We start from the raw sequence: 19,956 nt of genomic DNA, 5'->3' as shown, positions 1-19,956 counted from the left end.
TTCGCCTCATTTCGCGGGATTGCGAGGCGGCGGCGGGAGCAATGTCTCGGGCAGCTCATCGAACGTGTAGAGCCGCGGCTTGTTGCGCCAGATGAAGCCGCCCATCTGCCATCCGAACAGGGCGGCGAACCCGACCAGAAACAAGGCGCCCGCGAATTCACCGGTAGCGACTGCGCGCGCGAGCAATCCTGCGATCGCGATCGCGACCAACGCCAATAGCAGACAGCCGCCGGCATAGGTCATCGGCCCGATGCCGCCGACCAACGCGATCCTACCGCCTGCCGCCTTCAGGCGCGCATGCAATTGCTCGATGAAGGCGCGGTAATCGCGGTCCTGCGGCGTCATCAGCACGACGGTGTGCCAGCTTGTCGAAAAAGCAGTGATGCGCTGGCCGCTCTTGTGTTCGATATCTGCGCGAAAGCGGCGCGACTGCATCGACATTGGCCGGTAGGAGAGACGCACAGCCACGATATCGGGGTACGACCAGATCCCGGCCTTTCCCCTCGCCTGCCACGACAGCCCTTCATCCCTGAGTTCGAATTCATGCGCCGATCCGACCAGCGATGCCTTGTAAACATAGCGGGTTCCGGGCGTGCCCTCCCCTGCTGTCGTGGCCTGTTCCGTTAGTGAAGGGGACAATTCAAAAATCCCGTTGTCGGTTGAGTGCGGCCTGCTTGCGCGGCTAGCTGGCTTTACCTTACAAGCGGGCCATGGCCGATACGACTTATTTTCCGCGTCGCCTGATCCTGGCCGGCGCGATTGTTTCCGGAGTGCTGCTGGCGCTGGCCGTGCACATGTTGGGCGCACGTTACGGGCTCGATCTCGGCGGCCTGTGGCGAACGGACACAAGCGAATTCATGCCCGCGGGCGCGGCAATCGCGTGGTGGCTGATCGCGACCGTGGGCTTTTCCGGCGGCTATTTTACCGCCAACCTGATGCACAGCGCGGCCTCGGGCCAAATTCCGCAGCGAATGCGACAGTTCCTGATCGCGGTCGGCGTGCTGATCCTTGCCGGCGCCGGACAGGCCGCCTCGGCGCCGAGCCCGGTCCCGACCGTGTCGGGCGTGCTCGCCGGCCTTGCGGCCTTATGCCTCGGCGCCGTGATGGCATTCTGCGGCGCGCATTTCGCGTTGCGCAAGGCTTAATGAAGTAAGCCTTAAAGAAGCAAGATTGGGGAAACTAAGCGACGACCCGCGCCCGTGGCTTCGATAGCATCGTTTCCACCTCGGCAGCGGGACGCGGCGGGCTGAACAGATAGCCTTGCGCCTGCGTGCAGCCCTCCTGGCGCAAGAGGTCGAACTGCGCGTCGGTCTCGACGCCTTCAGCCGTGGTGATGATACCGAGGCTCTTGCCGAGGCCGGTCACGGCGCGGACGATCGCCATCGAATCATCGCGCGTCGCCAGTTCGGTGATGAACGAGCGATCGATCTTGATCTTGTCGAACGGGAAGCTGCGCAGGTAACTGAGGGACGAATATCCGGTTCCGAAGTCGTCGAGCGATATCCGGACGCCAAAGGCGCGCAGTTCGTGCAGAACCGAGAGCGTGGCCTCGCTGCTCTGCAGCAACACCGATTCCGTGATCTCGAGCTCGAGCCGGTGCGCCGGAAGACCCGAGGCTTTCAGCGCCTCCGTCACCGTCGATACCAGATTGGGATTCTTGAACTGCACCGGCGACAGATTGACGGCGACGCCGACATCCTGCGACCACTGGGCCGCGTCAAGGCAGGCTCGGCGCAACACCCAGTCGCCGATCGGCACGATCAGGCCGGTTTCCTCCGCCAGCGGAATGAAGTTGGCCGGAGAGATCATGCCGCGTAGCGAATGATTCCACCGCACCAGCGCTTCGAAACCGACGACGACATCTTTGGCGACGTCGCGGATCGGCTGGTAATAGACTTCGAATTCGCCGCGCTGCAGCGCGGCGCGCAGGTCGAGCTCCAAGAGTCGTCGGGCCTGCGCACGCGCGTCCATCCCGGTCTCGAAGAAGCGGTAGGTGCCGCGACCGTCCTCCTTGGCGCGATAGAGCGCGAGGTCGGCCTTCTTGAGGAGCTCGTCGGGGTTCTTGCCGTCCTCCGGCGCCAGCGAAATGCCGATGCTGACCCCGATGACGAGCTGGTGGCCGGCAATCTCGTAAGGCGCGGAAACCTTCTCGACCACGTGGCTGGCGAGCAAGGAAACGGCGGACGGGTCGCAATCGTTGCAGAACTGCACGATCGCGAATTCGTCCCCACCCAGCCTCGCCACCGTGTCGTTCTCGGTGATGCATTCGCCGAGGCGGCGGGCGACTTCCTTCAAGAGCGCATCGCCGACCGGATGGCCGAGCGAATCGTTGATGTCCTTGAAGTGGTCGAGGTCGAGACAAAGCACCGCAAGCTGATCGCTACGTTTGGCGAGCCGCAACGCCTTCTCGAGTTGCTCGCGGAACAACGTGCGGTTCGGCAGATTGGTCAGCGCGTCATGACGCGCCATGTGGGAAATCTGTTCCTGGGCAGCCTGCCATTCGGTGATGTCCTCGAACGTCGCGACCCACCCGCCGCCCTTCATCGGCTGGTCGACGACGCGGAGCGAACGTCCGTTGCGGCCCATCGACTTGGTCACGGTGTTGCCGGCCTTGGCATCCGCTACCACTGCAGCGAAGAATTCATCGGGATCGCCGTCCCATTCGCCGACCGATTTCAATTCGCGCAGAACGTCGATCAGCAACCGGCCTTGCAGCGGCATGCCGGACCGGTCCATCAACTCGACGTAGCGTTGGTTGAACAGGAGGATGCGGCCGTCCGCATCGAACATGCAAAGTCCCTGCGACATGTTGTCGAGCGCGGTATCGAGCAGGACTTTCTGTTGATGCAGCTCGCCCTTGGCGCGGCGGTCGATCATGGCCGCCAGCAGCGACAGCCCGAGGATGGCGAACGCCGCCACCGCTGTGAGGAAGGAAAGCGCGGTCGGTGAAATCGACAGCCCGTCGGTCCCGAGCGTCGGGTCGGGAATCAGCGTGACGGCGCCCATCGCCGTGAAATGATGCGAAACGATAGCGATCGTGAGCAGCGCCGTGGCGCCCATGGTATAAACGGGATCATCGCGACGCACGGCAACAAGAAGCGCCATGGCGGCAAACACGCTGCCAAACACGATCGAGGCCACAACGATGCCGGGCGACCACACAATGAACGCCGGAAGCTCGAGTGCGGCCATGCCGGTATAATGCATCGCTGCGACGCCCGCGCCGATCACCGCGCCACCAATCGCAACCACCGGCCAACGCGCGCTCGACAGCGCAATGCACAGACCGACGGCGACGATGCCTATCGCAAAGACCAGCGACAACAGCGTAATGGGAATGCTGTATCCGGCTCCGGCGCCGGGATCGTAGGCCAGCATCGCGACGAAATGGGTAGCCCAAATTCCGCAGCCGCCGACCGCTGCGTCGAGGCCGATCCAGATCGCGCGCGTACGGCCGCGCGAGGCCCTGGCACGATGAAACAGACTGATGGCGACTGCGCTGGCGAGCCAGCAAATGGCACCAGCAAGCACGACCAGACGCCAGTCATGCTCGGAAGTGAGGCAAGTTAGGACGCGGTACATACAGACCCCCGAAGGCCTGTAACAGCACCCCTATTGGTATATTTGGCGTAACCGCCGCGACGCAGTTGCGCGGATGGTGAACAAACGCTTTTTGGCATGCCAGGCATACCGGCACGGAGACGCCGCGCGAGCTACGTGCCGGCGCGGCGTTTTGCCTCAATGGTGGGATGAATCAGCTTGCGGCTCGCAGATTGACCTTGCCTTCCGCCAGCGAGGTCAGCTTCTTGTCGACCTTCTTTTCCTCGTCGAGCGTCTTCTGCAGGATGCTGGCGCAATCGTTGCGGCCGAGCTGCCGCGCCCACGCGACCAGGCTGCCGTAACGAGTGATTTCATAGTGCTCGGCAGCCTGGGCAGCGTTGATCAGGGCCGCGTCCAGCACGGCCTTATCAGCGATGTCGCCCGCGATATCGTCGGCTTCCTCGATGATGCCGTCGATCGCCGGGCAATCGGCCGCCTTCACCTCGGCGCCGTGCATGCGGAATATCTCTTCGAGGCGCTGCACATGCGTCTTGGTTTCGTCGAGATGGCTCAGGAAGCCCTGCTTGAGCTGCTTGTCAGTGGCCTTTTCGGCCATTTTTGGCAGTGCTTTCACGAGTTGCTTCTCGGCATAGTAGATATCCTGCAATTGATGGATGAACAGGTCGTTCATCGTCTTGATGTCTTTGGTGAACAGTCCCATTGCGGTTCTCCTTCATTTGGGAACACGCACGGCGCAGGCCCCGTGCTGGCCGGGCGCGCTTCATGTTCGGTACTGTTAGAGCTAACTTGCTTGCGAAAAGGACGTTCCTGAAAGCCGCGAAAGCGCCGCGATGGAACGGACGGAACGGCGCAGCAAAAAGCGCCTGCGGAACGGACCTCGTTGCGACTCAAATTCGTTAACGCCGCGACATATGTATGGCGTATGACAAAGGCGGCGAACGACGCCAAAAGGCATGCTTGTCAAGGGCTGCACAAGGGCTCGGTTTTGGCTTATGGGTTTCGCGCACGGTGCCTCTGACCGTCGACTGTCACCCGTCGTGACAGGCTCCATCTTTACGTATTGCCGCCCCGCCGGGAGGATGAATGCATCGGCTGCTGACCGCGCTCAGGCGTGGCTTCAAGGAGAAGATTGGCTGGAAACGGCTGGGAATTGTCGCGAGTCTTCTCATCATAGCTCTTGCGATCACCCATCTGGTGCGCACCCTCAAGGGCGTCGACACCGGGGTCATTCTGACTGCGTTGACCGAAATCGCACCGCATCGCATCGCGCTGGCTGCGCTGTGCGTAGTGGGAGCGTTTTGCACGCTGACCTTCTATGATTTCTTTGCCTTGCGAACCATTGGCAAGACGCACGTGCCCTATCGCATCGCCGCGCTGTCGAGCTTCACGAGCTACACCATCGGCCACAATATCGGCGCCACCGTGTTTACCGGCGGTGCGATCAGGTTCCGGATCTATTCCGACTACGGTCTGACGGCAATCGATGTCGCAAAAATCTGCTTCCTCTCGGGCCTCACCTTCTGGCTTGGCAATCTGTTCGTGCTCGGCCTGGGCATGGCCTGGCATCCGGAGGCGGCGTCGGCGATGGACCTGTTGCCGCCGGCCATGAACCGCTTGATCGCGATCGGCTGCCTTGCCGGCATCGCCGCCTATTTCGTCTGGCTGTTGATGGGCGAGGGCCGCCGCGAACTCGGACAAAACGGCTGGAAGGTCGTGTTGCCCTCCGCCCGGCTGACGATGCTGCAGGTCCTCATCGGCGTCGTCGATCTCGGCTTCTGCGCGCTGGCGATGTACCTGTTGATGCCGATGACGCCGCACATCGATTTCGTTTCGCTGGCGGTGGTGTTCATCCTGGCGACGCTGCTTGGTTTTGCCAGCCATGCGCCCGGCAGCATCGGCGTGTTCGACGCGGCGATGCTGGTTGCGCTGCCGCAGTTCGGCAGGGAAGAATTGCTGGCGACGCTGGTGGTGTTCCGGATCCTCTACTTCCTGATCCCCTTCGGCATCTCGATTTCGATCATGGGAACGCGCGAAGTCTGGCTCAGCGTAGTGCAGCCCTGGCAGGAACGGCGCCGGCTCAGCGAAGCCTGTACGGCCAAGGCCAGGGTGCGGCAACCGATCAACGGCCGGCAACCCTGAAGCTGGTAACGGCGTCGTTATCTGCGCCGTCTGGTGTTTTGGGCCGGAGCTGCCTCATTCTCTTATTTCTGCCTTACCACTAACGTCAAACGACGCCATGGCTGGAATTCTCCCACGTTCGATGATGTCGGCCGCGCTGCTTGCCGGCGTGCTGACTGGAATAATCACGTCCGCTGCGGAAGCCCAGACCGCCGGCGGCTACGGGCCGCTGCAGATTTCCTGGGAGGTGCGAAACCGCTTCCGCCTGTTCCGCGAGGAGCGGGATTTCCTGCTGCATGCCGAAAGCGGACGCGGCCGCAGCGTGCTGGCTTCGGAGCAGGTTCTGGCGATTCAGAGCGACGGCCGCGGCTGGGCGCGCAACACCGTGAACCGACTCTGTATCGATCTTGCGGGCCGCGTCAGCGAGCCCTGCACGCGCGACAACACCAAGGAAAGCTATCTGACGCCGATCGATCATCCGGTTGTGATCCGCCTGACGGGCCCGGTGCCGGTCGGCGCGACCTGCGCTTGGACGGTCGACGACGGCGACGGCCCGCAAACTTCCACTTTCGACTGCGCCGAACCGGTCAATCTCCGGGTCCGCTACGGCCGCACCACAGTCGTGACCGCCGACATATCCAGCTCGGAGGGCAGTCAGCGCGCTTTCACCGAGATCGCGGTGCGCGACATCTTCATAGCGGGTCTCGGCGACAGCATCGCGTCCGGCGAGGGAAATCCGGACCGCCCCATTGCGCTCGCCGATGAAGGTTTTTGCTTCCGCTCCTATCTCGGAACAGCGGCCTCGCAATATTACCGGCCGAGCCGCGCGGGGTATAAAGGCGGACGGGCCTGCGAGGCGCCCGATTCCCTCGCCGTATGGCAACGGCAGAGCGCGCTCTGGTTCAACCCTGCCTGCCATCGTTCGCTCTACAGCTATCAGACCCGGACCGCATTGGCCCTTGCCGTACGATATCCGCACATCGCGGTGACCTATCTGCCGCTGGCCTGCACGGGCGCCACGATTGCCGATGGGCTGTTCGGCTCGCAGCGCGCCCGCGACTGCCTGCCGTCGAAATCGGGCGGTGCGTGCCAAGGCACCGTCAACGGGCAACTGGCGGAATTGCGTGAAGCCCTCGCCGCCGCGAAACGCCGTCAGTCGGACCGCCAGCTCGACCTGGTGCTGCTGTCGATCGGCGCCAACGACATCTACTTTTCCGGCCTGGTCGCTGACGTCATCGTCGACACGGCGACCGAACGCGCGCTGTTTCGGCGCAGCGGCGTGATGGCCTCGGTGGACGACGCACGCAGTGCGATGACGCGGGACCTGCCGCAGGGTTTTGCCAAGCTGCGCGAGGCGCTGAAGCCGCTTCTCGGCGGCGACCTGTCGCGGGTGGTCTACACCGCCTACGCCAATCCGACGCTGTCGAATGGCGGCGCGCCCTGCCCCGGCGGACGCGCTGGCTTCGACATTCATCCCTCGTTCAATGCCCAGCCGCAGCGGCTGGCGGCCGTGTCGAACTTCGTCGAAAGCGAATTCCTGCCGCAGTTGCGAGCGCTGGCGCTCTGCGAGGGCGGCATCCTGTGCCGCAATCCGCGCGCCGACCGCATGACCTTCGTCGACAGCCATCAAGCCAGTTTTGCCAATCACGGCTTCTGCGCACGCGCCGAAAACGATCCCGAATTCGACCGGCAATGTTTCTCGGCGACCGGCGACAGCTTCGATCCCGATCTCGTCACGGCCGCCAACCAGCCGATGCTGTGCGGCCGCAGCGCCGGCGAGTACCGCGCCTATCTACCGCGGGCGCGCTGGATCCGCGACGCAAACGACAGCTACTTCGCGGCGATGACCTACCCGCAGGGCCTGCCAGCGTCGCAGCAGCCATCCGATATTCATGATGCGACCTGGGGCGTCTTGTCCGCGGTCTATGGCGGCGCGGTGCATCCGAGCGCCGAAGGCCACGCCGCGATGGCGGATGCCGCTGTGCCGGCGGCCGCCGCCGTGCTGCAGCTCGATGCGGCGGTGCCTGAAGTCACCTCGCAACCAATGCAGCCGATCCCGGTTTTGCCGTACGTGCCGCGTCCACCAGGCAGAACCGGATTGAACTAGCGTGCAGGTGCAGGAGCCGGTGCTGGCGCCGTGGTCTTCTTGGGCGCTGCAGGGGTCTTTGCCGCACCGGCGGGTTGCTTCATCGCCGCGGCCTGCGCCGGCAGATATTTTGCGATGATCGCGGGATCGACCTGCGCCAGCGCCGTATCCGGCAGCCGCGTCCAGACCTCATCCCTGCCTAGCAGCGAGATGCCGAGATAGCCGCGCATCGTCAGCGTCTGCCCATCGGGACTGAGCGTCATCTTCGCTTTGTAGATCTTGCCATCGCGCGGATCGAGCACGTTGCCGTTCTCGTATTTCAATCCGTCACGCTTCATGTCGCGGATGAAGGAGAGCCCGAGCCACGGTGCATCCTTGCGATCGTCAGTGCATTTCGAGCAGGTCGGATTGGGAGCATCGCCGGGTCCGGAAAAGAGCTTGGCGAACACGCCCTCGAAGGCGCCATTGCGATCGACGACGAGAAACCAGCCGACCGGCTTGCCCTTCTCGACCTTCTCCCACAGCCCGGCGGCAGAAGGTTCCGCCGGCTGCGCGGCGAGTTCACCGGCGAACGCGAGCCCGATCACGATCGGGAGTATCAGTTGAAATCCGGCCAGCTTGCGCATCGTCATCACCTGATCAATTCGCTAGAGGAATGGCCGCAGACTAAGGCCATTTCGCGGACGGTTCCAGCGACGATCGCCGCGCGCCCGACAAAGCTCCGCGAGCCCAACTGTCATTTTTTGGAATCAGCTGACCCCGAGTTTCTTCTGCAGGCTCGACGACGAGGTTGTGTACTGGAACACCAGCCGCTTGTCCGGATAGACGTAGCGGTGCGCCTTCTGCGCCATCAGCGCGCCCTCATGGAATCCGGACAGGATCAACTTGAGCTTGCCGGGATAGGTGTTGATGTCGCCGATCGCGAAGATGCCGGGAACATTGGTTTCGAACGCCGCGGTGTCGACCGGCACCAGATTGTTCTCGAGCGCGACGCCCCAGTTCGCAACCGGACCGAGCTTCATTGTCAGCCCGAAGAACGGCAGCATCGTATCGCACTCGACCTTTGAGACCGCGTTGTCGTTGCCCTTCATCATCGCCGCGGACAGCTTGCCGCCCTCGCCTTCGAGCGACGTCACCTGACCGATCTTCAGATCCATCTTGCCGCTCGCGACCAGCGCACGCATCTGCTCGACGCTGTGCGGCGCGGCGCGGAAATCGTCGCGCCGGTGCAAAAGCGTCACGCGCTTCGCGATCGGATGCAGATTGAGCGTCCAGTCGAGCGCGGAATCGCCGCCGCCGACGATCAGGATGCTCTTGTCGCGGAACTGCTCCATCTTGCGCACGGCATAGAATACCGAAGTGCCTTCATACGCCTCGATGCCCGGCACCGGAGGACGCTTCGGCTGGAACGAACCGCCGCCCGCGGAAATCACCACCACCTTGCACTCGAACACCTTGCCGGCATCGGTGGTCACCTTGAAGCCTGGATTGTCGATCTTCTCGATCGTCTCCACCATCTCGTTGAGATGGAAGGTCGGATGGAACGGCTTGATCTGCTCCAGCAGCGCGTCGGTGATGCCCTGCCCGGTGACGAAGGGAATGCCGGGAATGTCGTAGATCGGTTTCTCCGGGTAGAGTTCGGCACATTGGCCGCCGATCTTGTCGAGGATGTCGACCAGATGCGCCTTCATGTCCAACAGGCCCAATTCGAAGACGGCGAACAGGCCGCACGGACCTGCGCCAATAATCAGCACATCGGTTTTGATCGCTTCGCTCATGTCAGCTTCTTTTCGGTTGAACCTGGCGGAAGGCCGCATCTGTCTAGCCAACCCGGGGCTAACAGGAAAGCCATAATATGGCGTTTGCGACGGCCGCAACCCCTTGCCGTCATTCGACAAGTGGGCTGTAAGGAGACGAGATTTTCGGAGATGGCCCGTGAATGCCCACTTGCGTCCCGACGCAACCCCGCGTCTGGAGGATTATCCCTATCGCTTGTCGGACAATGTGAGATTTGCCGACCTCGATCCCAACCAGCACGTCAATAACGCGGTCTACGCGACCTATTTCGAAACCGGCCGCGTCACGCTGATGAAGGACCCCAGCTATGGTTTGATGCCGGACGGCTTTGCCTGGATCATGGTCCGGCTCGACATCCATTTCCGCGCCGAATTGCGCTGGCCAGGCACGATCGAAATGGGACTGGGCGTCGTCAAGTTCGGCAGAACTTCCGTCACCTTCGATCAGGTGGTGTTCTCCGAAGGCAAATGCGTTGCGTCGGCGCAATCGGTGTCGGTGCTGCTCGACGAAGCCACGCGCAAGCCGACGCCGCTGACGCCGGAGATCCTGGCGAATTTTCAGCGCTGGATCCGTCGCGGAGCAACGCCGGCATGAAGCGCGCGGCGACGTCTTCCGGAGTTCAGGCCTGCCGTTCCGGCGTCGACACCACGAGACCGTCAAGGTCGTCGCTCACCTTGATCTGGCACGACAGGCGCGAGTTCGGCCGCACGTCGAAACCGAAATCCAGCATGTCTTCTTCCATCGGAGTCGGTGCGCCGACCTTCTCGCGCCAGGCTTCGTCGACATAGACGTGACAGGTTGCGCAGGCGCAGGCTCCGCCGCATTCGGCTTCGATGCCTGGAATGGCGTTGCGGATCGCGGCTTCCATCACGGTCGCGCCGTTCTCGACTTCAATGGTTCGTTTTTCGCCCGTGTGGTCGATAAAGTGGATTTTGGCCATGATCGCTCGTGCTGCCGGAATAGGAGTCCCGGCAGTCCTATAACGGGTCGATACGCACAGCGCCAGCGGTCGGGACGAAAACCTGAGGCAGCATTTTACCGGGATTTTGGCCGATCCGGACCGCTTTCCGTTCAGGAACGATGCAGAACCGCTTCGATCGCTGCCCGCGCCTGCGCAACCGCCTCGCCCAGTTCGGCGAGCGGCGCTGATGCGTCGGAGCCGCCAGCGATTGCCGCCTCCAGCCGGGCTGCGGCGTCCGCGACCGCAAAGGCGCCGATCGCACGGGCCGAACCCTTGAGCGTGTGCGCCAGCGCGCCGGCATCCGCTGGCATGGCGGCGAGCCTGTGCACCAGTCTTGCCGATTGGGCCGAGAACATCGTCAATACCTCCCGCTCGAGGCCAGCATCGCTGAACGTCATGCGATCGAGATGTTCGAAATCAATCGGCCCGTCGCCGGGAACCAGCGGTGGCGATGGCATCCATTCTACCCGTTCGAGATGAAGCGGCACGGCAAGGTCCGGATCGCCCCGCCGCGTGATTCCCGGAGGGCATTTTGGTCAGCCAATCACAACGCGGTTAACGGAACGTTCTCGGAATGCGCCGCAACTTTGCCTTGTTTTTGCCAACAATCCACCCCGATCCCAGATTCGGTTCCAAAAAACTGTGTATCCTTAGGGCCTTAAGGAACAAAGCTGTTAACGATGATTAAGAAAGTCTTAATCACGGCCATTTCATTCGTATCGCTCAACCAATAGGATGTTCGCGGATGTAGCGGACAAGCTGCCGGCGGGCATGCTTGCGGTCCGCGGGGGATTATGAATCCGGCTTCGAGCTTGCGGGGGCATTTTTGCCAGAGCGGCCGGATGCGTAAGTTTAAGAGGGCTCGGACTGCACATGGCGAACAATCCCAAGAAGGTCAAAGATCCCACTGAGGTCGCGCTCTCCGCCATTCAGGAAGCGCTCAACATCAGCGATACGAACGTCGAGCCCAGCCGAAATTCGATCGGCGGCGAACTCACGCAGCCGATCATGCCCACCGCCGCGCCGCCCTATTCAGAAACGCAGTTCGACACGCGCGCAGGCGCCGATCGACCGGCGTTTGATTCGATCGACGAGCCGCGCGGCCCGCGCCGCGCCGCCAACGATGATCGCGAAACCATCGGACAGATTCTGCAGGCGATCCAGAAGAACCATCCTGCCCGCAGCGTCTATACGCTTGCCACCGTGTTTGGCGGCGTCTGGGTGCTCGGTTGCGCCCTTCTGACCGTTAGCTTCCTGCCCTCGCTGCAGGCGGCGATTGGACAGAGCGGCGGCGTGCTGGTGCTCGCCGGGCTTGCGGCGTTGTTCTTTGCGCCGGTGCTCTTGTTCTACTTCCTCGCCAGCCTCGCCTGGCGCGGCCAGGAAATGCGGATGATCGCGCAGTCGATGGCGCAGGTCGCGATCCGCTTCTCCGAGCCCGAGGGGGCCGCCGCCGATTCGATGGTGACTGTCGGTCAGGCAATCCGCCGTGAAGTCGCCGCGATGGGCGACGGCGTCGAGCGCGCGATCGCGCGCGCCGGCGAGCTGGAAACGCTGGTTGCCAATGAAGTCGCAGCGCTGGAGCGCGCCTATAGCGACAACGAAGTTCGCATTCGCGCGCTCCTGCAGGATATCGCCCATCAGCGCGACAATCTGGTCGGCCAGGCCGAGCAGGTTCGCAGCGCCATCTCCGGCGTCCAGATCGACTTGCGCCACGACATCGCGCTGATCTCGGATGCGATCGCCTCGCGCGTCGACGAGGTCGCAAAAAGCATCACCGGCGCACTGGAAGAGCGCGGCCAGCACATCACGAGCGCCTTGAGCCACGCCGGCGACAACATGATCCTCGCGCTCGGCGAGCGCGGCGGCGACCTGCTTGATCGTCTGGAAGAAGCCAGCGCCGAGACCACGCGTGCCGTGCTCGACGCTTCCGAGCGGCTGACCACCAGCCTCAACTTCAAGACCGGTCATGTCCATGACGAGTTCGTCGATCTGGCCGATCGCGTCCATGAGATGCTGAACGAGCGCCTCGATCGCATCACCAGCGAATTCGAGCAGCGCTCCTCGACCATCGTCGACGGCATCTCGGACCGCACCGAGCAGGTCCACGACTCCCTGAAGAATTCGTCCGACTCGCTGTTGCTCGAGCTCGAGTTGCGCTCAGGTGATCTCGTCAGCAAGATCGACGACGCCGGCAACCGCCTCGCGAGCCGCATTCTCACCTCCGGCGACAAGGCCAGTGACGCGCTGGACGTGACCGTGAACACGCTGGTCGCCAAGGTGATCAGCCAGACCGAGAACGCGCACGACAGCCTCGCCCTGCAGATGAACGCTTTCGACGAGCTGGTGAAGAACCAGGGCTCGGAGCTTTCGGAAAAGTTCGCCCGCGACAGCGGCACGCTGGGCGCGCTGATCACGCGGCACATCTCCGAATTCGACCGCACCGTCAAAACCTTTGGCGGCGAGATCGTTGAGCGCATGGGCCAGCGGACCCAGGAGATATCGGACAACCTGAAGAACTACGTCGACACTTTCGACACCCGCCTGGTCTCGAACAGCGGCGAGATCACCGCTTCGCTCGATCAGCGGCTGCTGCAGTTCGAAACCCAGCTCGGCACCCGGGTCAACAGTCTCGACGCTTCGCTCGACAGCAAGATCAAGTCGTTCGACGAGACCATCGACGGCCGCCTGAAATCGCTGGAAACCACTTTCGACACCCGCGCCAAATCCGTCACCGAAGCCATCGACGGCCGCCTCGGCACGCTGGCAACCTCGTTGACCGATGGCGCGGCGCAGGCGATCCAGTCGATCGACCAGCGGCTCGCTCTGCTCACCTCCTCGCTGACCGAGGGCACTGCACAGGCGATTGCCGCGGTCGACCATCGCATTGCCAACGTCACCGAGACCATCGACGGTCGCAGCGCCCATTTGACCGACACCATCCAGGCGCGCTTCCAGGAAATTCATCGGGGCATCGAAACCCGCGTCGGCGACATTGCCAACGGCGTCGAGACCAGGGTCGGCGCCATCGCCAGCGACATCGACACCCGCGTGGCGCAATTTGAGGATCTGCTCGGTTCGCGCATCGAGGCTGTGGCCGGCCGGATCGAAAGCAGCGGCCGCCAGGCCAGCGAAGATCTGATGTCGCGCGCCGAGATGCTTTCCTCCGGCATCAAGTCGCATGTCGAGGACGCCGAACGTTCTCTGACCAACCTCGTGGTCAATACCTCCGAGACCATCCAGACCGGGGCACGCAGCGCGCAGCAGGCGCTGCTGACGGTTTCCTCCGATGTCGGCGCGCAACTCAAACTGACCTCGGCCGAGGTCGAGACCGCCCTCACCGCGGTGGGCACCGGCGCGGCCGCTTCGATCCTGACCAGCGCCAAAGATGCCCAGACCACGCTGGTGTCCGCATCCTCCGAGGCTGCCGCCCAAATCAAATCTCTCGCCGCCGACGTCGAGCGCACCCTCTCGGCCGCAGGCGACGCCACGGCCGCATCGGTTCTCGCCGGCGCGCGCGAGGCGCAGACCACGCTGGTGACCGCGTCCACTGAGGCCGCAAGCCACGTCAAGTCGCTTGCCATCGACGTCGAGCGCTCGCTGTCGCTCGCCGGGACGACAACCGCCGAAGCCGTCACCGCAGGCGCCCGTGAAGCGCAGAGCACCTTGGTCGCCGCCTCCACCGAGGCCGCCAATCAGGTCAAGTCGCTTGCAGCCGACGTCGAGCGTTCCCTCTCGGCCGCCGGCACGGCGACCGCCGAGGCGATCACGGCAGGCGCCCGCGAGGCTCAGAATACCCTGATGAACGCGTCCGCCGAGGCATCGACCCAAGTCAAGGCGCTCGCCGCCGACATGGAGCGTTCGCTCTCGATGGCCGGCAATGCCACCGCTGAATCGATCACGTCGGGCGCACGCGAAGCCCAGAACGCGTTGATCACGGCATCGACGGAAGCCGCCAACCACGTCAAGTCGCTGGCGATCGACGTCGAACGCACGCTGACTTCCGTCGGTACCGACACTGCGGCCTCCATCCTCGGCACCGCGCGCGAGGCCCAGAACTCGTTCTCTGCGACCTCTGCCGAGGCCGCTAACCAGATCAAGGCGATCGCCGCCGACATGGAGCGTTCGCTCGGCGTCGTCACCGCCAGCACGACCGATACCATCCAGACCACCGCGCAGAACGCGCAGAGCGTGCTGGTCGCCGCGACGAACGAGGTCAGCTCCAAGGTCAAATCGACCTCGGCCGATATCGAACGTTCGGTGCTCGCCGCGAGCAGCAATTTCGGCTCGACGATGACCGGCAAGACTGACGAAATCGTCACCTACGTCCAGCAGCAGACCGACCGTCTGGCGCAGATCGTCGACAGCCGCCGCGGTTCGTTGGTCGAGGCGCTCAGCGCCAGGACCACGCAACTGACGACAGACATCGACCGTGTCACCGGCGACGCCCTGAAATCGATCGAAACACGCGGCCAGGCGTTCTCGCAATCGATGTCGACCCACGGTTCGGAAGTCGCGCGCACGATTACCACCGCAGGCGACCTCGCCACCGGCGCGGTAGCCAAGTCGCTGAAGGACCTCGAGCAGGCGTCGCGCTCGGCCATCGACCAGTCGCGCCAGGTATCGATCGCCGCCGTCACCGAAATGCAGGAGACCAGCAAGATCCTGCGCACCGACACGGTGGCGCTGTTCGAGCGGCTGCGTGAAGGCAACATCCTGCTGCAGGAAGTGCTGACCGGCGCCCACGACAATCTCAACTCGCTGGAACGCGCGCTGGTGACCCGCGTGGCCGACTTCGTATCCGCGATGAACGACGTGACCGCGCGCAACGGCGTCGCGACACAGACGCTGGAAGACCAGTTGACCGTGTTCAACTCCAAGACGACGAAGGCGCTGGAGGATCTCGGCGCGCTGTCGAGCGAGTTCGAAAAGCACGGCAAGGAGCTGGTCGAAGCAGCCGGCGTGGTCGAACAGGCCAACCGCTCCACCTCGACGTCCGTCGCCGACCGCAAATCGCAGCTCGAATCGCTGGTGACCACCATCGACCTGCGCACAACCGATCTCGACCAGCGGCTGTCGCGCTTCACCGGCTTGCTCGACGAATCGCTTGCCGCGGCAGAAGAACGCGCCCGTGATATCGCGCGCGTCGTGGCGGAAACCGCCGGCGCGGGATCGGCCGCGATTAGCCGCCAGTTCGAAGCCGTGCGCGCTGCGGCCGAAAACGAGCGGCAGCAGACCCTCGACGCCATGAACGATCTGTACCAACAGAGCACGCATGAAACCGATGCGATGTTCAAGCAGTCGACCGAGAAGTTCGCTGCGATGGTACAGTCCATGAAGCAGATGGCCGCTGAAATGCATCAGGAACTCGAGGCGACGCGCAACGAGTTGCGCCGCGGCGTGCTCGAGATGCCGCAGGAAGCGGCTGACAACACCGCGCAGATGCGCAAGGTGATCGTCGACCAGATCGAGGCGCTTGCCGAGCTCAACCGGATTGTCGCGCATCATGGCCGCGGTCTCGACGTCGTGACCTCCGGCCGCGCCAGCGTGCAACGCCAGGAAGAGCCCGTGATGGCAGCAGCCGCCGGCGGCCGCAACGAAGTGCGGATGCGCGAGGCCGGCAGCGCCTCGACGCTGCCGCCGCCGGATCTCGGCATGCCCGCTCCGCGCCGCGCCGAAGCCCCGCCGGTCAGTCCGGTGAGCCAGGATGCCGGACGCGGCGATGGATGGCTGTCCGACCTGCTCCACCGCACCGACGCAGGTACAGGACGCGAGGCTCCCCGTGGCCGCCCGCCGCAAGCCCCGGTCAATCCGCTGGAGTCGCTGTCGCTCGACATCGGCCGGTTGATGGATCGCAACCTCGCCGCCGAAATGTGGGATCGCTACCAGCGCGGCGAGAGCAAGGCGTTCTCTAAACGCCTCTACACGCCGGCCGGCCAGAAGGCGTTCGATGAGGTCGCCCGCAAATATCGCGCCGACCGCAGCTTCAAGCAGACGGTCGATCGCTATATCGCCGAGTTCGAACGGCTCTTGGACGAAGTTGCTCGCGAGGATCGCGGGCCGCAGGCGCTGCGCGGCCACCTCACCTCGGAGACCGGGCTGGTCTACACCCTGCTCGCGCACGCAGCGGGACGGCTGGGGTAAGCAGCGAGTGGCGAATAGCGAAAAGAAAACGGAGGCAGCGATGCCTCCGTTTTGTTTTGAAACCCTGCAACCTGAACACGTTATCGACGATCGTGCGAAATGAGGTCGAGCAATTCCGTTAGCCAATCGTCATTGCGAGGAGCGAAGCGCGCGAAGCAATCCATGCCTCCGCAAGTGGCGAAATGGATTGCTTCGCGGAGCCTGTCATCCGGCGGCGCTTCGCGCCGACCGGGTGGCTCGCAATGACGCTGCTCGCAGCAATTGTATTCGCTACTCGCCATTCGCCATTCACTACCGCTTCTGCCCGTTCGGCACCCTTGGGGCCGCCGCAGGTTGCGGAGGCGGCGCCGCTGCCTGGCTGTTGCTGCTGCTGCCTCCCCCGAAAATCACCCGGGTCGGGTTGCGGTCGAAATTGTTCACGGCGCGGCTGATGTCGGAGAGGGTGCGGCGGCCATCGGCCATCAGTGCGCCTGACCGCTTGTCGAAATCCTCGGCCAGTTCGCGGATCGACTTTACCATGAGATTCAGTTCGCCGCCGGCAGCGCCGCCTGCGATAGTGTTGAGCCCAAGCATGAGACTGTCGGCTTTGCCTATGACGCCATCGACCCTGAGCATGACGTTGTCGATCTTCTCGGAGTTGCGCGCGAGCGCAGCCGTGAAGGTCTCGAGGTTTCGCAGCGAGTTCTTCACCGATTCCTGATTATCGGCGACAAGCCGGTTGACGTTCTGCAGCGTGGCGCGGATCGACTCCGTGACATCCTGCAGCGCGCCCGGGTCGGCGGTCAGCATCGGCACGCCATCTTCGTCCAGCGGCACCGCAGGAGCGCTCTCCTCGCCGCCCTTCAGCGAGATCGCCGCGACGCCGGTCAGCCCCTGGAATTCGAGACCGACGAGGGTGTCTTTCCGGATCGGGGCATTGTTCTCGACCATCGCCAGCGCGACCACGCGCCGCGGATTGTCAAGTTTGACTGAGACAACCTCCCCTATCCGGATACCGTTAAAGTTGACGCTACCGCCATTGCGCAACCCGGACGCCGGGCCTTCGAACACAATGCGGATCGGGCTGCGCTGCTTGGTGGTGTGCAGGCTCTGAAACCACAGCACGAAGCCGAATGCGGCGGCGATCACCGCCAGCGTGAAGGCCCCGATCAGGACGTAATTCGCCCGCGTTTCCATAATTCAAGGTACTCCGAAATCAGGTCTATCCAGCGTCGCCGATAGACCCGTCATTTATCTCATGTTTGAGCACGATCTGATCCGAAAAACCGATCACACTTTTGGGGGCCCTAGCCCATCACAGCGCGGGCGCGCTTGCCGTGAAAATATTGCCTCAGCCAAGGATGCTGCGAGGCCTGCATATCGGCAATCGATCCTGCAGCAATGATCTTACCGTTCCCTAAAACCGCGATGCGGTCGCAGGCCGTATAAAGGCTGTCGAGATCATGGGTTACCATGAAAACCGTCAGGCCCAAAGTACGCTGCAGGGTGCGCACCAGTTCGTCGAAGTCCCCGGCGCCGATCGGATCGAGACCTGAGGTCGGCTCGTCCAGGAACACCAGCTCGGGGTCGAGCGCCAGTGCGCGGGCGAGCGCCACGCGCTTGATCATGCCGCCCGATAGTTCGGACGGATAGCGGTCGGCGACTTCGGGCCGCAGGCCCACCATGCCGAGCTTGGCCACCATGATCTCGTCGAGCAGCCGCTGCGAGACGTTGAGATATTCGCGCACCGGAAACTGGATGTTTTGCCGCACAGTGAGCGAAGAAAACAGCGCGCCTTGCTGAAACAGGATGCCCCAGCGGCGCTCGACGCCGCGGCGCTCGGAGGCGCTCGCTGCATCGAGATCGACGCCGAACACCTCGATGCGTCCACTGAGCTTGGGCACCAGGCCGATGATGGTGCGCGTCAGCACCGATTTTCCGGCGCCTGACGGACCGACAAATCCCAAGATCTCGCCGCGCTTGACGTCGAGGTTGAGTCCGTCGAGCACCCGCGTCTTGCCAAATTGCACGGTGATGTCGCGCACCCGGATGATCGCGTCGGAGATTTCGCCCGCCATGGTCACATTCCGATCGACGCGAAGAAGATGGCGAACACGCCGTCCATCACGATCACGAAGAAGATTCCCTTCACCACCGAGGACGTCGTGTGCTGCCCGAGCGATTCAGCGCTGCCCTGCACGGAGAGTCCCTCGACGCAGGCGACGATGCCGATGACCGCCGCCATCACCGGCGCCTTGATGAGGCCAACGACGAAATGATCGATCGAGATGGCATCTCGTAGCCGCAGCAGGAAAGCCTCGGGCTCGACCCCGCCATAGAGCCATGCCACCAGCCCGCCGCCGTAAAGCGCCGCCATCGCGCCGAGGAACGCCAATATCGGCAATGCCAGCACCAGCGCCAGCATCCGCGGCAGGATCAAAACCTCGATCGGATCGAAGCCCATGGTGCGCAGCGCGTCGATCTCTTCCCGCATCTTCATCGAGCCGAGCTCGGCGGTGTAGGCCGAGCCCGAGCGTCCCGCTACCATGATCGCCACCAGGAGCACCCCGATCTCGCGCAGCACCAGCACGCCCAGCATGTCCACCACAAAGATGTCGGCGCCGAACTTGCGGAAATGGAAAATACCCTGTTGCGAAATGATACAGCCGATCAGGAACGTGATCAGCACCACGATCGGCACCGCGCGCCAGCACACCTGCTCCAGGTGATGGATGGTCGAGGTCAGGCGGAAGTGGCGGGGACGAATCAGGACATGGGCGGCTGCGGCGAGCACCGCGCCCAGCATATCGATCAGCCCGATCAAGGTGCCGCCGATACCGGCCACGGCGCGGCCGATCTGCTCCAGCATGCCTGATATCGTCAGCCGATCGGTATCGACGATTGGCTCGGCCTTCACCCGCCGCACCTCGTCGACAAGGCTGGAATAATTGGCCGAAAGCCCGGCGATCTGGGCCTCGACGCCGCCATGGGTCAGGCTGCGGCGCAGCCGCTCGATCAGCCAAGCGCCAAACGTGTCGAGCTTCGACACCTGCGAGACGTCGATGGAGATGTTGGGCCGGGTGCCGCTGAGCTTTTCGGCGTCGGCGACCATGCGTTCCAGCACAGGGGCAAAGCGGGCCGTCCAGGAGCCGGCCGCGCACAGCGCCAGCCCGTTGCCCCTAGCTATCCGCTCCAATGTCGGGTCGCCGCTCACGATGCCCACCCCTCGGCCGATACCGATGCGAATCCCTTGGGTTCCGCGCGCCGTATTGCCTTGTCGAATCTGCCCCTAACCAGCCATAGTTGGTAGCGG

The 19,956-nt window shown here is 63.5% G+C and carries 15 protein-coding genes; 5 read left to right on the top strand and 10 right to left on the bottom strand.

The features are described 5' to 3' along the window. Nucleotides 1-6: 6 nt before the first annotated feature. Nucleotides 7-639: a hypothetical protein gene (locus YUO_RS0118330; RefSeq protein ID WP_028348603.1), complete on the bottom strand. Its 633-nt coding sequence runs from the start codon at nt 637-639 to the stop codon at nt 7-9. 71 nt (nt 640-710) lie between these two features. Here YUO_RS0118330 and YUO_RS0118325 point away from each other — a divergent pair, with 71 nt between their 5' ends. Continuing rightward, nucleotides 711-1,145, top strand: a complete 435-nt coding sequence (locus YUO_RS0118325; RefSeq protein WP_028348602.1) for a hypothetical protein — start codon at nt 711-713, stop codon at nt 1,143-1,145. A 34-nt stretch (nt 1,146-1,179) separates the two neighbouring features. Here YUO_RS0118325 and YUO_RS0118320 read toward each other — a convergent pair whose 3' ends face one another. Both YUO_RS0118320 and YUO_RS0118315 read right to left on the bottom strand, forming a co-directional pair. After that, nucleotides 1,180-3,582 (bottom strand): EAL domain-containing protein, encoded by a 2,403-nt coding sequence (locus tag YUO_RS0118320; protein ID WP_028348601.1) that lies wholly within the window; start codon nt 3,580-3,582, stop codon nt 1,180-1,182. A gap of 172 nt (nt 3,583-3,754) precedes the next feature. Then, on the bottom strand, nt 3,755-4,261 hold the full coding sequence (locus YUO_RS0118315; RefSeq protein WP_028348600.1) for a YciE/YciF ferroxidase family protein: 507 nt from the start codon (nt 4,259-4,261) through the stop codon (nt 3,755-3,757). Between the two features lie 383 nt (nt 4,262-4,644). Between YUO_RS0118315 and YUO_RS0118310 the strand changes: the two genes are divergently transcribed. Both YUO_RS0118310 and YUO_RS41020 read left to right on the top strand, forming a co-directional pair. Continuing rightward, nucleotides 4,645-5,700 (top strand): lysylphosphatidylglycerol synthase transmembrane domain-containing protein, encoded by a 1,056-nt coding sequence (locus YUO_RS0118310; RefSeq protein WP_028348599.1) that lies wholly within the window; start codon nt 4,645-4,647, stop codon nt 5,698-5,700. A 97-nt stretch (nt 5,701-5,797) separates the two neighbouring features. Then, a complete protein-coding gene (locus tag YUO_RS41020; protein WP_051379499.1) occupies nt 5,798-7,786 on the top strand; it encodes an SGNH/GDSL hydrolase family protein in 1,989 nt (662 codons plus the stop codon). On the opposite strand, the gene YUO_RS0118300 is transcribed toward YUO_RS41020, so the two are convergent. After that, the gene (locus YUO_RS0118300; protein ID WP_028348598.1) at nt 7,783-8,391 is read right to left on the bottom strand and encodes a DUF2147 domain-containing protein; all 609 of its coding nucleotides are present in this window, start codon (nt 8,389-8,391) and stop codon (nt 7,783-7,785) included. The genes YUO_RS41020 and YUO_RS0118300 overlap by 4 nt on opposite strands. 123 nt (nt 8,392-8,514) lie before the next feature. Next, nucleotides 8,515-9,543 (bottom strand): NAD(P)/FAD-dependent oxidoreductase, encoded by a 1,029-nt coding sequence (locus YUO_RS0118295; RefSeq protein WP_028348597.1) that lies wholly within the window; start codon nt 9,541-9,543, stop codon nt 8,515-8,517. Nucleotides 9,544-9,700: 157 nt separating this feature from the next. Between YUO_RS0118295 and YUO_RS0118290 the strand changes: the two genes are divergently transcribed. After that, on the top strand, nt 9,701-10,156 hold the full coding sequence (locus YUO_RS0118290) for an acyl-CoA thioesterase (RefSeq protein WP_028348596.1): 456 nt from the start codon (nt 9,701-9,703) through the stop codon (nt 10,154-10,156). A 25-nt stretch (nt 10,157-10,181) separates the two neighbouring features. Here the strand turns inward: YUO_RS0118290 and YUO_RS0118285 are convergent, their stop codons facing one another. Continuing rightward, nucleotides 10,182-10,502 carry a 2Fe-2S iron-sulfur cluster-binding protein gene (locus YUO_RS0118285; RefSeq protein WP_028348595.1) on the bottom strand — a complete coding sequence of 107 codons (321 nt, stop codon included), beginning with the start codon at nt 10,500-10,502 and terminating at the stop codon, nt 10,182-10,184. Between the two features lie 131 nt (nt 10,503-10,633). Continuing rightward, on the bottom strand, nt 10,634-10,981 hold the full coding sequence (locus tag YUO_RS0118280) for an Hpt domain-containing protein (RefSeq protein WP_028348594.1): 348 nt from the start codon (nt 10,979-10,981) through the stop codon (nt 10,634-10,636). A 415-nt stretch (nt 10,982-11,396) separates the two neighbouring features. Here YUO_RS0118280 and YUO_RS0118275 point away from each other — a divergent pair, with 415 nt between their 5' ends. Further along, on the top strand, nt 11,397-16,664 hold the full coding sequence (locus YUO_RS0118275) for an apolipoprotein A-IV repeat region-like domain-containing protein (RefSeq protein ID WP_028348593.1): 5,268 nt from the start codon (nt 11,397-11,399) through the stop codon (nt 16,662-16,664). A gap of 291 nt (nt 16,665-16,955) precedes the next feature. On the opposite strand, the gene YUO_RS0118265 is transcribed toward YUO_RS0118275, so the two are convergent. The 3 genes from YUO_RS0118265 to YUO_RS0118255 all read right to left on the bottom strand — a co-directional run bounded on the left by YUO_RS0118265 (nt 16,956) and on the right by YUO_RS0118255 (nt 19,857). Next, a complete protein-coding gene (locus tag YUO_RS0118265; protein WP_028348592.1) occupies nt 16,956-17,840 on the bottom strand; it encodes an MlaD family protein in 885 nt (294 codons plus the stop codon). A gap of 110 nt (nt 17,841-17,950) precedes the next feature. Beyond that, nucleotides 17,951-18,721, bottom strand: coding sequence for an ABC transporter ATP-binding protein (locus YUO_RS0118260; RefSeq protein WP_028348591.1), 771 nt, complete (start codon nt 18,719-18,721; stop codon nt 17,951-17,953). A gap of 2 nt (nt 18,722-18,723) precedes the next feature. Then, nucleotides 18,724-19,857 (bottom strand): MlaE family ABC transporter permease, encoded by a 1,134-nt coding sequence (locus YUO_RS0118255; RefSeq protein WP_028348590.1) that lies wholly within the window; start codon nt 19,855-19,857, stop codon nt 18,724-18,726. Nucleotides 19,858-19,956: the final 99 nt, after the last annotated feature.

Origin of the sequence: Bradyrhizobium murdochi, assembly GCF_000472965.1 — a bacterium.
Taxonomy (GTDB): Bacteria; Pseudomonadota; Alphaproteobacteria; order Rhizobiales; family Xanthobacteraceae; genus Bradyrhizobium; species Bradyrhizobium murdochi.
The sequence above is the reverse complement of the archived record's forward strand: the minus strand, read 5'-3'. Positions and strand labels throughout refer to the sequence as shown.